Consider the following 15,535-nt stretch of genomic DNA (forward strand, 5'->3'; position numbering starts at 1 on the left):
CGCCTACCGACCGTTGTCACTGAGGACCTTCGCGTAGAAGTCGCGGCCTTCGTTGCCGCCGTTGTCCTGCCATTGCTTGACGGCGGTCTTCAGCTCGCTGACCGGCTTGCGACCGCGGTAGATGTCCTGGAGGGCATCGTCGAACGGCTGGTTCAGCGCCGCCATCTTGGCCGGCTGCTCGACCCGGATCCCGTCGAACAGGTTCTTCTCCCGCACCTTGGCCGCCGCGTTCTGCCAGGCACTCATCGACTCGACATACCCCGGGTACTCGCTCTCGGTGATCGCCGTCGGACGGCCGCCCAGGAACACGTACGTCTGCGAGACCTCCTTCTGTCCGAGCGCGGTGAGCTTCGGTGCGCCGGACGGCTGCTTGGTGTAGTGCTTGCCCTCGACCCCGTAGGTGTAGAGCTGATACTCCTCGGTCCCGAACGGCGCCGACGTGTAGTTCAGGACGCCGAGCAGCTCCTTCACCCGCTCCTCGCCGAGCCCCTTCTTCACGAAGGTGAAGATTCCGGCCGGGTCGCCGCCCCACGTGATCGGCGTACCGCCGTCGTGAGCGAACGGCATCACCGGTTGCGGATCGAACTTCGGATTGACGGTCTGCTGTCGCTGCAGCGCCTCGTGCCAGCCGCCCAGCCCGTTCTGCCGGACGAGGAACTTGCCGCCCTCGAACAGCGCGTTCTCGTCCGCGCCGGCGTTCGCGACCACCTCGGGATGCACGTACCCCGACTGGAACAGCCGGCGGACGAACGCCACCGACTCCTCGAACTCCGGCGTCTCGATCTTGTTCACCAGCTTTCCGCCGGCGTCCTTGATCCACCCGCCCGGTACGCCGAACATCCGGGCCATCTCGTCGGCGACCGATCCGAACGCCCAGCGGCCCGCCTTCGCGTCGGTCAGTTGCTTGCCCAGCGCCAGCACCTCGTCGGCGTTCTTCGGCGGCTGCGCCCCGAACTGGTCGAACAGGTCCTTGCGGTAGAACAGCGCCCACGGGAACCCGTCCGACGGGAACGGCACCGCCTTCAGTTGCGAGTTCCAGACGCCGTACGCCCAGGCGCGGGTCGGCAGGTTGGCCAGCATCGGGTACGCCGACACCTTGTCGCCGGCCAGGTGCGGCGTGAGGTCCTCGAACAGCTTGTCCGCGGCCTGGCCGAACCGGGTCAGGCTGGAGATGTTCCAGCCCGGGATGCAGAGCAGCTCCGGAACGTTGCCGGCCGCAAGGATCGGGCCGAGCTTGTCGCCGTAGTCGTTGCCGTTCAGGATGTTGAACCTGATCGGCGCGCCGATCCGCTCGTTGTTCGCGTCGTAGTACGAGTTGTTGCCGAGTCCGGGCGGGGCCGGGCTCCACAGCGGCGTCATCGCCGACACTTCCTTGCCGCTCGGCACCATCTTGTCCGGCACCGCCCGCTTCAGCTCGGCCGGGTAGTGCGAGAAGCCGGGCGAGGCGCCGTTCTCGCCCGGCAGGTCCGGCTTGACCGACTCGTACGGGACGTACTTCGGCAGCAGGCCGGACAGCTTGTCCTCGGTCTCGGCGCGGCCCGTCGTACTGGACCCCGAACCGCCGTTCGAACATCCGGTCAGCGTCCCCCCACCCGCGGCCGCCGCCGCGCCGACGCCGAGCAGGGAGATGAAGGTGCGGCGGCTGGTGCCGCCGATCACTGGTCCGGTCACGTCGCATCCCCTAGACTTAGTTGGGCTAGTAGCCAAACAAATTAACGCAGACCCGACAGCGCGACAAGGTGTAGAACTGACCCAGAACAAACTCGACGGCACAGCTTTCGACGGGATGGACCTTGAGCACACAGACCGCGGACCACACCGACATCCGCGCCACCAACCTGGCGGCGGTGCTGGGCTACCTGCGCCGGGAGGCCCCGTGCTCGCGGGCCGCGATCGCGGCCGGGACCGGGCTGAACAAGGCGACCGTGACGAGCATCGTCGGCGACCTGCTCGAGCGCCGCCTGGTCCGCGAGACGCAGCAGACCCAGAACCACGTCGGCCGCCCGGCGACGCTGCTCGTGCTCGACGGTTCGGCGTACGCGACGATCGGGCTCGAGGTCGGCGCGCGCGGCCTGACCGCGCTCGCCTGCGACGCGGCCGGTGAGCAGATCCTGCGCTGGCACCGCGCCGGACCGGGCGTCGACGCCGGCCCGGCGAAGACCATCGCCGCCGTAGTCGCGCTGGCCCGCCGCGCGATCACGACAGTGCAGACCTCCGGCCGCCAGGTCCTCGGCATCACGGTCGGCGTACCCGGTCTGGTCAATCGCGACGGTGCCGTCGTACTCGCCGCCGGACTCGGCTGGCGCGACGTACCGCTGCGGGCCGAGCTCGCGGCCGCGCTCGGACGGCCCGACATCCCGGTGACGGTCGACAACGACGCGTCGCTGGGCGTGCTGGCCGAGCATCTGTACGGCCCCCACGCCGGTACGGCGAACCTCATCCAGCTCACCGGCGACACGGGGGTCGGCGCGGGCATCATCGCCGACGGCCGGCCGCTCGCGGGACATCTCGGGTACGTCGGCGAGATCGGGCACCTGCGCCTGGTCCCGGACGGACCGCTGTGTGGCTGCGGACGCCGCGGATGTCTCGAGGCGCTCGCCAGCCTGCCGGCGATCCTGGAGCAGGTCGACGGCAGCATCGACGACGATCCGCAGCACCAGCTCGAGACGCTGATCCGGCGCGCCGACGCACAGGACGCCGCCGTCACCAAGGTGCTCACCGAGGCCGGCACCCACCTCGGCCACGGGATCGCGGCGCTGGTCAACATCCTCAATCCCGAGGTCGTACTGCTCGGCGGCGCCTACGCACTGCTCGCCGACCACCTCGTCCCGGCGATCGACAAGGCGCTCCGGGAGGCCACGATCGCCCCCGACGCCGGCGGCTGCACCGTCGCCGCGTCCACCTTCCCGCACACCGCCACACCCCTGGGCGCCACCGCCCACGCCCTCACCCCGCTCACCCGAGGTCGCCTCCCAGCGAGGTCTTGACCGTCAGCGCCCGGGATGCAACCCTCTGTTCACGCCCGATTGTCGAAGCGCTTCGATGACCTTCCGCCCGGTTGATCGCAGCACCTCGGCACCCAGCCCGTGGAGTCGACCGCCGATGAGTACTCCAGCTCCTCCCCCGTTCCGCGCCCCATCGCGCGACCCAATTCGCGACCCAATTCGCGACCTGTTTCGCGACCCAGCCGGGCCGACCGGCGAGCGGATCGACGACCTGGTCGCCCGGCTCACCCTGGACGAGAAGGTCGCGTTCCTGCACCAGTACCAGCCGCCCGTCGCCCGGCTCGGCGTGGAGGCGTTCCGCACCGGCACCGAGGCGCTGCACGGTGTCGCCTGGCACGGTCCGGCCACCGTGTTCCCGCAGGCGATCGGCCTGGCCACGAGCTGGAGTCCCGACCTGGTGCGCGCGGTCGGTGCGGCCGTAGGCGACGAGGTTCGCGTGTTCCACCGGAAGGACCCGGCGGGCGTCGGCCTGAACGTCTGGGCGCCGGTCGTGAACCCGTTGCGCGACCCGCGCTGGGGCCGCAACGAGGAGGGGTACGCCGAGGATCCCTGGCTGACCGGGGTGATCGCGACCGCGTACGGACACGGTCTGGCCGGCGACGACCCGACGTACCTGAAGACCGCTCCGACGCTGAAGCATTTCCTTGCCTACAACAACGAGACCGACCGCTGCACGACCTCGAGCAATCTGCCGCCGCGGGTCCTGCACGACTACGAACTGCCGGCGTTCCGCGCGCCGATCGAAGCAGGCGCAGCGGTCGCGGTGATGCCGTCGTACAACCTGGTGAACGGACGGCCCGCCCACCTCAGCCCGCTGATCAACGACCTCCTCCGCACGTGGACGAGCGACGAACTACTCGTGGTCAGCGACGCCTACGCACCGGCCAACCTGTTCGGCCTGCAGCAGTACCTGCCCGACGGACCGACCGGGTACGCCGCCGCGCTCAAGGCGGGCGTGGACAGTTTCACGCAGGACGACGTCGACGCGACCGCGACCATCGAGGCGTTGACGGCGGCGCTGGACCGCGGGCTGATCACGGCTGCGGATGTCGACACCGCCGTACGGCGAGCGCTCGCGATCCGGTTCCGGCTGGGTGAATTCGACCCGCCCGAACTCGACCCGTACCGGGCGCTCGAACCCGAGCTGGTCAACTGCCCGACCCACCGCCGACTCGCCCAGGACGCGGCCCGCCAGGCGATCGTGCTGCTCAAGCACGAAGGCCAGGTCCTGCCGCTCAACGCATCGACGCGCGTCGCGGTGGTCGGCCCGCTCGCCGGCACGCTCTCGGAGGATTGGTACGCCGGGACCCTGCCCTACCAGGTCACTGCGCTGGACGGCATCAAGGAGCGACTCGGCCAAGTCGAGTACTGCGAGGGCGTCGACCGGATCACGCTCCGGATCGCGGGCTCGTCGTCGTACCTCTGCGTCGGCGCGGACGCGGTCCTGCGGACCAGCACCGAGGTCGGCGAGTTCGATCTCTTCGACTGGGGCGGTGACGCCTGGGCGTTGCGTTCGGTGCGGAACGGCCGGCATCTGACCGTCACCGACGACGGCGAACTGGTCGCGGACCAGCCCGGCCCGAACGGCTGGGAGGTCAAGCAGACCTTCAGACTCGTGCAGTCGGCGAACACCGTGCTCGTCCAGCACCTCCACACCGGCCACTACCTCCTAGTCGACCCACCCAGCGAGCACGGCGCGGTCGGCCCGGTCGGCGCTGTCGGGTTGGCCGAAGAGGGGACCGCGTTCGAGCTCGACGTGGTGGTCGACGGCGCCGCGACCGCCGCCGAGCTGGCCGCCCGTGCCGACGTCACGATCGTTGTCGCGGGCAACCACCCGCTGGTGAACGGTCGCGAGACCGAGGACCGGGAGACCCTGGACCTGCCGCCCGCGCAGGACCGTCTGATCCGGCAGGTGCACGCTGCGAACCCGCGGACCGTGCTGGTCCTGAGCAGCAGCTACCCGTACGCGATCAGCTGGGCGCAGCAGCACCTCCCGGCGATCCTGTGGTCCGCGCACGGCGGGCAGGAGTACGGTCGCGCGCTGGCCGACGTACTCTTCGGCGACCACGACCCGGCGGGCCGGCTGACGCAGACCTGGTACCACTCCGCCGCGGACCTGCCCGGTCTGCTCGACTACGACATCATCGCGACGGACGCGACGTACCTGTACTACCGGGGCACGCCGCTCTACCCCTTCGGCCACGGCCTCAGCTACACCACCTTCGAGTACGGCGACCTGCAGCTGAGCGCACCGTCCACGGCGGCGGACGGCGAGGTCCGCGTCACGTTCACCGTCGCGAACACCGGTGATCGACCGGGGACGGAGATCGCTCAGCTGTACACGCGGCAGCAGCGCTCGCGGGTCAAGCAACCGCTGCGCCAGCTGCGCGGCTTCCAGCGAGTGGGGCTGGAGCCGGGTGAGACCGTGGCGGTCGAGCTGACCGTCGCGGCCGCGGATCTCGGTTTCTGGGACGTGACGCGGGACCGGCGCTGCGTCGAGACCGCGCGGCACAGCATCATGATCGGCCGGTCCAGCACCGATCTCCGACTGACTGCGACCCTCGACGTGCAGGGCGAGCGGATCCCGCCTCGAACGCTCACCCACCTCGCCGCCACCAGCTTCGACGAGTACTGCGCCATCGCGATGACGACCGCATCACGCGACCGCGGCGACGCGGTCCGCTCGCTGGAACCCCAAGCCTGGTTGGCCTTCGACGACATCCTGCTCGAACCGACGACGTACCAGGTCCAGGCCGCCAACCACGGCACAGAACCCGCCACCATCGACCTCCGCCTGGACGACCCGATCCACGGTGAACTGGTCAGCACGCTGCAGGTGCCGCCCACGGACACCCTCACCTCGATCGCGGGGAACGTGCAGCTCGACAGGACGTATACGTCCACTGGCGGCGACCGCACCCCCGCGCACGCGGGGAATCCAGCCCAGCCACTGGGCAGTGGACATATACGTCCTGTCGAGCTGACACACACTCTCTACATCGTGTTCTCGGCAGCAGACGTGGTGCTGGAGAGCTTGACGGTGTAGCGCTCGCAGGTGCCCTCGACCACGCGGGACTCGACCTCGCCGGCCCGGTGCGTCAGCTCGAACACGACATCTCCGAGCGCGACTGTCGTGACCTGTCCGTCGGACGGCTCGAACCAGCGCAGTTCCACGCCGTCTGCCCAGTCGTACTCGGGCCGGTCGTCGACGGCACCGATCGGGATCACCGCGCCTTCCCGCACGTAAAGCGGCAGGGAGTCGAACCCGTGCGTCTGCTGCACCCACGCCGGGCCGGTCAGCACCTCACCGGTCAGCAGCGACGTCCAGCGCCCCCGTGGCAGGTAGAACGAGACCTCGCCGTCGAAGCTCATCACCGGCGCGACGAGCAGATCCGGTCCCAGCAGGTACTGGCGGTCCAGATAGGCGACCGCGGGATCGTCCGGGAACTCCAGCACCTGCGGCCGCATCATCGGCACCCCGTCGCGATGCGCCTCTTCGGCGGCCGCGACCAGGTACGGCATCAACGACAGCTTTAGCTTGGTGAACTTCCGCAGTACGTCGACCGCCTCCTCGTCGAACGCCCACGGCACCCGGTACGACGACGAGCCGTGCAGCCGGGAATGCGACGAGAGCAGCCCGAACGCGACCCACCGCTTGAAGATCGCGGGATCCGGCGTGCCCTCGAACCCGCCGATGTCGTGACTCCAGTAGCCGAATCCCGACGAGGCCAGCGACAGCCCGCCGCGCAGCGATTCCGCCATCGCCTCGAACGTCGACTCGCAGTCGCCGCCCCAGTGCACCGGGAACTGCTGCCCGCCGACGGTGGCCGAGCGCGCGAACAACACCACGTCACCTGCGCCCCGGTTCTCCTCCAGCAGCCCGAATACGGCCGCGTTGTAGAGCTGCGCGTAGTAGTTGTGCATCCGCTCCGGGTCGGAGCCGTCGTACCAGACGACGTCGGTCGGGATGCGTTCGCCGAAGTCGGTCTTGAAGCAGTCGACGCCGATGTCGATCAGGGCCTGCAGCTTCGAACGGAACCACTCGGTCGCGTCCGGGTTGGTGAAGTCGACGATCGCCATCCCGGCCTGCCACAGGTCCCACTGCCAGACCGATCCGTCCGGACGCTTCAGCAGGTACCCGAGCCGGCGGCCCTCCTCGAACAGCACCGAGCGCTGCGCGATGTACGGGTTGATCCACAGGCTGACCCGCAGACCGCGATCCTTGAGGCGGCGCACCATCCCGGCCGGATCGGGGAACGCGATCGGGTCCCAGACGAAGTCGCACCAGTGGAACTGCCGCATCCAGAAACAGTCGAAATGGAACACGCTCAGTGGCAGGTCCCGCGACGCCATCCCGTCGACGAACGCGCTCGTGGTCTCCTCGGTGTAGTCCGTGGTGAACGAGGTCGACAGCCACAGCCCCATCGACCAGGCGGGCACGCGGGCGGGTCGTCCGGTGAGCGCGGTGTAGCGGCGCAGTACGTCCTTGGGCGCCGGACCGGCGAAGACGTAGTACCCGAGCTCTTCTCCTTCGACGCTGAACTGGTTGCGGGACGTGACCTCCGAGCCGACCTCGAAGGACACGCGGGCGGGGCTGTCGACGAGTACGCCGTACCCCTTGCTGCTCAGAAAGAACGGGACATTCTTGTACGCCTGCTCGCTCGACGTACCGCCGTCGGCGTTCCAGCTGTCGACGACCTGACCGTTCTTGACGAACGCGCCGAACCGCTCACCGAGCCCGTAGATCGTCTCGCCGACCCCCAGCGCCAGCTGCTCGTGCACGTAATGCTTGCCGTCGGCATCGGTGATCAGGCCGACGCTGCACTCCCCCGAGTTCGTCAGGGGCTTCCCGTCCTGCTCGAAACGCACGTCCCACGGCCCGTCGAGCGCGAGGACCACGCTCAGCTCGCCGGAGGTCAGCCGCGCCTCGGTCGCGCCGACGTCGACCTTCACCGGATGCTCGTCGTCGGTGTTCAGCCGGTACGACGGCCGCGCGGGCAACGCGCCGAGATGGTGCGCGATCCGGACGCCGATCACACCGCGGGCGGGCGAGGAGAACGTCACCGTGAACATCGGCTGGTTGAGCGTGTCACCGCGCCGCTCGATCCGCTTGACCGGCGCGAACACGGTCAGGTCCCGGTCCCCCGCCTGCACGCTCTCGACCTCGGCCGGCCGTAACCGGGTGAGCCCCGCCCGCAACTGCCAGTACCCATCGGTGAACTTCATCGTGGACGGCCTCTCTCGGCGGGATTGTCGAAGCGCTTCGACAACCGTAGGGACCCCAACTTCACGGCGTCAAGTTGCGTCCTCTCAGCGGATTCTCAGCGGTTTGCAGTGAGACTGTGAGAATGCGAGTGCTGATGGTCGAGGACGAACTGCGGCTGGCCGACACGGTGCACCGTGGGCTGACCGACGCCGGGTTCGTGGTGGAGCTGGTCCACGACGGCGAGAACGCGGTGTGGGCCGCGACCGAGCACAGCTACGACGTGATCGTGCTGGACATCATGCTGCCGAAACTGAACGGGTACCGGGTGCTCGAGCTGCTCCGGGCGCGCGGGATCTGGACGCCGGTGCTGATGCTGACCGCGAAGGACGGCGAGTACGACCAGACCGACGCGTTCGATCTCGGCGCGGACGACTACCTGACCAAGCCGTTCAGCTTCCTGGTCCTGGTCGCCCGGCTGCGGGCGCTGATCCGGCGCGGCGGGCCGGAGCGCCCGGTGGTGCTGACGGCCGGCGACCTGACGCTCGACGTGGCCCGGCGGCGGGTGGAGCGCAACGGGCGGGAGATCACCCTCACGCCCCGCGAGTACGGGCTCCTGGAGTTCCTGATGCGGCACCGCGGGGACACCGTCAGCAAGGCCGAGATCCTGGCCGGGGTCTGGGATCCGGCCTTCGACGGCGACCCGAACGTCGTCGAGGTCTACGTCCGGTACCTGCGGAAGAAGATCGACACCCCGTTCGCCCGGCATGCCATCGAAACCATCCGCGGGATGGGCTACCGACTCAACCCCGAAGGCGGCTGAGCGAGACTAGGTATGTGAGCACGGTGGTACGACGTCGCGTCGACGGGTGGCACCGGACCGCCGGCGGTCTGCGGCAGGCCAGTGTGCGGAGCCGCTCGACCGCAGCGGCGGTGATCGTGGTCGCCGTCGCGATGATGATCGGCGCGGCCGCGCTGCTGCTGCTCCTGCAGCGCGCCCTGATCACCGAGGTCTCCGACGCCGCTGAAGGTCGCGTCGGCGACGTGGCTCGGCAGGTCAGCGCGAAGGGTACGGCGGGACTCACCCAGGACCTCGCCGAGACCACGCGCACGGGCCAGCTGATCCAGGTGCTCGACCCGTCCGGCGGGGTCGTCGCGGCATCCTCGACCCGGGTCGACACCACCCCACTGACCGATCTCCGTCCACCCGCTGACGCGCTGCTCCGGGCCCAGGTCGGCGGGATGCCGTTGATCGACGACGACCACTCGTACCTGATCGTCGCGCGGGGAGCGGCGTACGGCGGTCGCACGTTCACAGTGGTGGTCGCGTCGTCCGTGGAGACCCAGCGGCAGACGGTCGCGACCGTGGCGAAGTACGTGGCCATCGGATTTCCGGCGTTGCTGATCGTGGTCGGCGTTGCCGGATGGCTGATGGTCGGGCAAGCGCTGCGTCCGGTGGAACGGATCCGCGGCCGGGTGCAGCGCATCGGGACCCGGGACCTGACCGAGCGGGTGCCGGTGCCGCAGACCCGGGACGAGATCGCGCGGCTCGCGGTCACGATGAACGAGATGCTCGACCGGCTGGAGACCGGGCAGGCGACACAGCGGGCGTTCGTCGCGGACGCGAGCCACGAACTGCGGTCGCCGCTGGCCACGCTGACGGCGGCGCTGGAGGTCATCGAGGCGGACACGACCGGGCAGGCGTGGAAAGAGCTGCATCAGGTCATGGGGACCGAGACCGAGCGGATGCGTCAGCTGGTCGAGAACCTCCTGCTCCTGGCGAAAGCAGACGACACCGGGATCCGGATGCGGCAGATCGACGTGGATCTCGACGACCTCGTCGCGGCCGAGATCCAGCGGCTGCGGAGTTCGGCGCCTGAACTGACCGTGACAGGCGACGTACATCCGGTGCGGATCGTCGGCGATCCGGCCCGCTTGAGTCAGGTACTGCGGAACCTCGTCGACAACGCCGCCCGCGCCGCACACACCACGGTCCACCTGTCCACGGCCGAGCAGAACGGATCCGCGATCATCACGGTGTCGGACGACGGCGACGGAATCCCCGAACAGGACCGCCAACGCGTCTTCGAACGCTTCGTCCGCCTGGACACCAGCCGCTCCCGCGCCAGCGGCGGCTCCGGCCTAGGCCTGTCGATCGCACGCGAAATCACCAGCGCCCACAACGGCACCATCACCCTGACCCCCTCGACCACCGGCGGCACCACAGCCACCGTCACCCTCCCGAACTGACCGAAACCCGGTGAGGGGTGGTGCCCGTCGCGTGGTGGTACCAAGCTGGGGTGGAGGAGGTGGGTGTGGTGAAAGCTGCAGCAGGAGACCATGTCGTCGTGGAGAGCAGCCACCTGTCGGCGCACCGGCGCGAGGGGCAGATCGTCGAGGTCCACGACCCGAACGGCGCTCCGCCGTACCTCGTGCACTGGACCGACACCGACACCGAGTCGCTGTTCTTCCCCGGCCCAGACGCCCACATCGTGCACGCCAGCAGCTAGGAGGGCGCTGAGCATGCGCGGTTCGCCTGTGGATAAGTTGACAGGAAGTTGCCAATAGCGGGATCCCTTGTAGATAAGGGCTTTGCGGGTCGAAAACTGTCCGTGAGGGTGTCTAGGGTCTTGGGTATGGCGATCCTGGACGAGCGACCCGTTTGGTCGATGAGCGGCAGCGAGAAGCTGTCGGCTCTCGATGAGGCGCACGCCGAGATCGCGCGCCTCCAGGTGCGCTGCCTCCACCTGTCAGCCGGGCTCGACGCCGACGGCTATGCCCAGGAGGTCGGTGCTCGCGACACGGTGCAACTACTCGCGGTCCGCTACCGCCTGGACGCCGCCGACGTACGCCGAGACCTCCGCCTGGCTCGTGCCCTGCACAAGTACCCGGCCGTGAACGCGGCCCTCGGCACCGGTCGACCGCCCGGTTCCGAGAGCGACCGGACAACGATGAACCTGCGACAGGCAGACGCGATCGTCTCCGCACTCGAGAAGGTGCCGACGTCGGCCGGTGTGCCGGTCGAGGACGTCCGTGTCGCCGAGGAGGCAATGGTCGAGGCAGCCGGCCTGCTCCCGCCCGCCGACTTGCGCACTCTCGGCAAGGAGATGCGCGAACGGCTCGACACCGACGGCCCGGAACCTCGTGGCGACGAGGACGAAGCGTCGTCCCGCGAGGCACTGTGGATCAAGCCGGCCGATCGCGGCGTCACCTTCGGTGGCTACCTTGCCGACGAGAACGCCGAACTCTTCCAGACTCTGATCTTCGCCGGCGCCAAACCGCACAAGACCCCCGACGGCGAACGCGACCCGCGTCCGCGCAGCAAGCGTCAGGCCGACGCCCTCACCGCCGTTCTCACCACCGCGGCCGGCACCGGATCCGCGGCACCCAGCCACGGCGAGATCAAGCCGCACATCACCGTCACCATCGACCTGGAAGACCTCAAGGGCGCCACCGACACCTCCGGTCGCGGCGACCTGGTCCATGGCGACCCCCTCTCTGCCGCGGTCGTACGACGGCTCGCCTGCGACGCCGGAATCATCCCCCTGGTCCTCGGCTCGAACTCCGAACCCCTCGATGTAGGCGCCGAACACCGCTTCGTCACCCGCGCCATCCGCCACGCCCTCAACGCCCGCGACAAAGGCTGCATCGCCTGCAGCGCACCGCCCGGCATGTCCGAGGCCCACCACATCGTCCATTGGGCCGACGGCGGACCGACGTCCCTGCAGAACCTCGCCCTCCTCTGCAAACGCGACCACACCAACGTGCACCGCGGACGGCTCACGGTCGCTATGAACAATGGCCACCCGGTCGTCAGCCGCCCCGCCTGGGCCGACCCCGACCCACCACCCCTGCTCGGCAACACGGCCTAGGAGGGCTCCTAGCGCTCTCGTCACCGGCGCCGCCCGCACTGTCGGCATCGGCGCCGGCATCGCCCGCCGGCTTGCAGCGGGCCGGTGCGCAGGTGCGCGCCGAGCCTGCGGCCGAACGCCGTACGCCCGACTCCGGTCACCTTCAGGCGAACGGTGGTTCGCGCTCCCCGCGACACCACCACGACCAACGCCCGTCTCCCTCTCCGGACCACAACCACTGCCCCGGGCGGGGTGACAGCGAACTCGCGCGAGGCCATCAAGTGCTCGTCTTGCGGATCGTCGCCGCCGTGGCCTGGAGGTTGGTGAGGGTTGCGCGCACCGCGCGCCGGGCCGTTCGCTCCGGTCGGTGCAGCGCATCGATGTGCCGCCGCGCGTGCACGCCGCGCATCGGCAGGAGCACGATGCCTGGATGCGAACGGGCCGTCCATCGCGGGATCAGCGCCAACCCGGCGCCGGCGGCAACCAACTCGGCGACCACGGTGAACTCGTTCACGCGGTGGACCAGTTCGAGCCGATGGTTGGCCGCCGCGCCGATCGCCTCGATCGTCGCCATCAACGGAAACCCGTCGTGCACCGTGATCCACGGCTCGACCGCCACGTCCCGCGGCGACAGCGAGCGCTTCGCCGCCAGCCGATGACCAACAGGTACGGCGACGTCCAACGGCTCATGCAGCAACGGCGTGACCGCGACGGTCCGCGGCCAGGCGGCAGCATGATCCAGCCGATGCGCCAGCACCACGTCGTACTCCCGGGTCAACGGCGGGAACTCGTCCTGCGGCACGTCTTCGTCATGCAGGCTGACCCGCGGCCCGTGGCCCGCCCGCAACAGCGACGGGAAGAACGCCGCGGCCGCACTGTGGAACGCGGCGACCGACACGACTGCATCCGGCTGCTCGGCAAACTCGTCGATCACCTGCCGCGCCCGCGCCAGCGCTGACTCCACGTCAGCAGCCGCCCCGGCCAACGCTCGCCCGGCCGCGGTCAGCACGACCCGGCGGCCGTCGCGTTCGGTCAGTGGCACCGGCATCGACCGCTGCAGCAGCCGCAGCTGCTGTGAGATCGCCGACGGCGTCACGAGCAACGCCTCCGCGGCGGCGGTCACACTCCCCAGCTCACCGACTTCCCGAAGCACTCGCAGCTGCCGTTCGTCCATTCAGACACTTTAGCTGTCCTACAGCGTCGCTGAAGACATTGGTACTTGGCTTCAACGTCACGACCCCGCACCGTTGAACCCGTGCCCGGATCCCGCCGTACCGATCTCGTCCTGCTCCTGGTCGCCGTCGTCTGGGGTTCGAGCTACCTCGCGGCCAAGACCGCGACCGGCAGCGCGCCAGTGCTGACCGTGCTCTTCCTCCGCTACGGCATCTCCGCACTCGCCCTCGTCCCGTTGGTTCGCGGCATCAGCCGGAAAGAGTTGCAGGCCGGCTTGATCCTCGGCCTGACACAGGCGTCGGTCCTGGTGCTCGAGACGTACGGCGTCACGCACACCAGCGCCGCGAACGCCGGACTGATCATCAGCCTCACGCTCGTCCTCACGCCGCTGCTCGACCGTCGCGGACTGCCGCCGCGGTTCTACCTCGCGGCCGCGATCTGCATGGTCGCCGTCGGACTGCTGATGTCCGCCGACGGTCTGCACTCCCCCGGCACCGGCGACCTGCTCATGCTCGCCGCCGCCGTCGTCCGCGCGGGTCACGTCACCCTCGTCGGACGCCTCTCCGTCGGCCTACGCCCGTTGCAGTTGACGACCGTCCAGACCCTCGTCGGTACGGCGTTGTTCGTGGTGCCCGCCGTACCGCATCTGCCGACGCACGCCGGTGTCGGCACCTGGCTGCAGATGGTCTATCTCGCCTTGTTCTGCAGCGTTTTCGCCTTCCTCGCCCAGACCTGGGCGGTCCAACGCACCTCCGCCAGCCGAGCCAGCCTCTTGCTCGGCACCGAGCCCATCTGGGCCGTTGCCATCGGCATCATCCTCGGCAACGAACACCTCACCGTCCCCGCCGTCCTCGGCGCCGCGCTCATGCTGGCCGGCACCACCTGGGGGCAATCCATCGAACGCACCCACCGGATCAGGAGCGGGTCCACTTCTGATCAGACGAGCCGTCGCAAGCAGCAACGACAACAGCCGCGCCGTTCCCCGTTCCGTTGGCCGTCAGGCACCCAGCGGTCGAGCTGACGGTCTGGTCTGCGTTGAGCTGCCATGCCTGGTCGACGGCGCCGGTGCAGGTCTCGATGGTCACGGCCGAGGCGCCGGCGGTCATGCACTTGTCGGCGTAGACCGTCAGCTGGTTCGCAGCGGTGAGGTTCCACGACTGGTTCCCGCCGTTGTTGCAGTCCCACAAGTCGAGCGCCGTACCCGGGCTGGTCGAGAATCCCGGTACGTCGACGCACCGATTGCTGGCGACTCCGCGCAGGGGCTGACCCGGCGGGGCGGGCGGCTCAGTGTTCGTCGGCTCGTCTCGCAGGAGGCCCCAACCCCACCACAACTGCTCGCGTCCGCTGATGCTGTTGACCTGGAGATCGCTCGGGCCGACCTGCGTCGTCAGCGAGTACGAGTCGCCGGTGCGCAGACCCGGCCAGTAGACGATGCCCATCCGCTGCTCGCGGGCGACCTGGGTGAGCGCGGCCAGGTACGACGTGTAGACGTTTCCCTCGTGGTTGCCGTAGTTCAGGCCGATCGTCATCGGTGAGCCGGCCTCGTCGATGATCGTCCGCCAGCCGTACGATCCGATCCGCGGCCGCAGGTTCGCCAGCCAGGCGGCCTCGTTCGTGTCGGACGCCCAGAAGCCGTAGAAGTGCAATGACAGCAACGTGCCGTTCAGCTCCGGCGCCGCACCGACCCCGGTCACGTTGTCGTTGTAGCCCGTCCCGGAGATCACGATGCGCCCGCGCGGAACATCGCTGTGCCGCGCGATCCACGACGAGGTCAGCGACACCCACTCGGTCAGCGTGTACCCGAACGGTTCGTTCATCGGCTCGAAGTACACGTGCGGGTTCCGCCGGTACGCCTGCACCACGGTGTCCCACATCGCCGCGTACGCCGCCGGATCGTCGACCCGCCCGTCCTTCGCGTTGTCGGCCTCCCAGTAGCTGAGGATCACCTTGAAGCCACTGGCCGCCGACGCGTCGATCGCCGCGCGGTACGAGCGCCACCAGTCGGTGCCCACACTCGACGGGTTGATCGGGAGCCGGATCGTGTTCGCCTTCAGTTCCTTGCGGAACTCGCCCACGATCCCGAGTGCCTTGCGGTACGTCGTCGCGTAGTCGTCCGCCGTACTCAGTCCCGACGGGACAACCTCGTCGTCGGCGTAGTTGTCGCGCGGATCGGCCCAGTTGACGCCCCGGAAATCGTTCGTGCGCGGCGGACTCGCGGCGGCGCCGGGGACCGCGGCGCAGAGCGCGACGAAGCACAACAGGAGGGCGAGGAGACTGCGCGCGGTTGATCTCATCCCTGGATG

11 protein-coding genes are annotated in these 15,535 nt (G+C 69.2%); 7 read left to right on the forward strand and 4 right to left on the reverse strand.

From position 1 onward, the window contains the following. Positions 1-3 precede the first annotated feature (3 nt). Positions 4-1,671, reverse strand: coding sequence for an extracellular solute-binding protein (locus ACWF0M_RS11810; protein WP_452235603.1), 1,668 nt, complete (start codon positions 1,669-1,671; stop codon positions 4-6). A gap of 122 nt (positions 1,672-1,793) precedes the next feature. Between ACWF0M_RS11810 and ACWF0M_RS11815 the strand changes: the two genes are divergently transcribed. After that, positions 1,794-2,987, forward strand: a complete 1,194-nt coding sequence (locus ACWF0M_RS11815) for an ROK family protein (RefSeq protein ID WP_452235604.1) — start codon at positions 1,794-1,796, stop codon at positions 2,985-2,987. Positions 2,988-3,102: 115 nt separating this feature from the next. Further along, the gene (locus tag ACWF0M_RS11820) at positions 3,103-6,051 is read left to right on the forward strand and encodes a glycoside hydrolase family 3 C-terminal domain-containing protein (RefSeq protein WP_452235605.1); all 2,949 of its coding nucleotides are present in this window, start codon (positions 3,103-3,105) and stop codon (positions 6,049-6,051) included. Here ACWF0M_RS11820 and yicI read toward each other — a convergent pair. Continuing rightward, entirely contained in the window at positions 6,000-8,231 is a 2,232-nt protein-coding gene (gene yicI, locus ACWF0M_RS11825) for an alpha-xylosidase (protein WP_452235606.1), read from the reverse strand. The two genes, ACWF0M_RS11820 and yicI, sit on opposite strands and share 52 nt — an antisense overlap. 122 nt (positions 8,232-8,353) lie before the next feature. Between yicI and ACWF0M_RS11830 the strand changes: the two genes are divergently transcribed. The 4 genes from ACWF0M_RS11830 to ACWF0M_RS11845 all read left to right on the forward strand — a co-directional run bounded on the left by ACWF0M_RS11830 (position 8,354) and on the right by ACWF0M_RS11845 (position 12,080). Next, positions 8,354-9,031, forward strand: coding sequence for a response regulator transcription factor (locus ACWF0M_RS11830; protein WP_452235607.1), 678 nt, complete (start codon positions 8,354-8,356; stop codon positions 9,029-9,031). A gap of 14 nt (positions 9,032-9,045) precedes the next feature. After that, the gene (locus tag ACWF0M_RS11835; RefSeq protein WP_452235608.1) at positions 9,046-10,458 is read left to right on the forward strand and encodes an ATP-binding protein; all 1,413 of its coding nucleotides are present in this window, start codon (positions 9,046-9,048) and stop codon (positions 10,456-10,458) included. Positions 10,459-10,523: 65 nt separating this feature from the next. Next, positions 10,524-10,718 (forward strand): DUF1918 domain-containing protein, encoded by a 195-nt coding sequence (locus tag ACWF0M_RS11840; RefSeq protein ID WP_452235609.1) that lies wholly within the window; start codon positions 10,524-10,526, stop codon positions 10,716-10,718. Positions 10,719-10,844: 126 nt separating this feature from the next. Further along, positions 10,845-12,080 (forward strand): DUF222 domain-containing protein, encoded by a 1,236-nt coding sequence (locus ACWF0M_RS11845; RefSeq protein ID WP_452235610.1) that lies wholly within the window; start codon positions 10,845-10,847, stop codon positions 12,078-12,080. A gap of 256 nt (positions 12,081-12,336) precedes the next feature. On the opposite strand, the gene ACWF0M_RS11850 is transcribed toward ACWF0M_RS11845, so the two are convergent. Continuing rightward, complete coding sequence (locus ACWF0M_RS11850; protein WP_452235611.1) at positions 12,337-13,233, reverse strand: LysR family transcriptional regulator; 897 nt, start codon at positions 13,231-13,233, stop codon at positions 12,337-12,339. An 81-nt stretch (positions 13,234-13,314) separates the two neighbouring features. Between ACWF0M_RS11850 and ACWF0M_RS11855 the strand changes: the two genes are divergently transcribed. After that, positions 13,315-14,253, forward strand: coding sequence for a DMT family transporter (locus ACWF0M_RS11855; protein ID WP_452235612.1), 939 nt, complete (start codon positions 13,315-13,317; stop codon positions 14,251-14,253). On the opposite strand, the gene ACWF0M_RS11860 is transcribed toward ACWF0M_RS11855, so the two are convergent. Continuing rightward, positions 14,147-15,526, reverse strand: a complete 1,380-nt coding sequence (locus tag ACWF0M_RS11860) for a ricin-type beta-trefoil lectin domain protein (RefSeq protein WP_452235613.1) — start codon at positions 15,524-15,526, stop codon at positions 14,147-14,149. The genes ACWF0M_RS11855 and ACWF0M_RS11860 overlap by 107 nt on opposite strands. Positions 15,527-15,535 lie beyond the last annotated feature (9 nt).

The organism is Kribbella sp. NPDC055110, assembly GCF_053607525.1.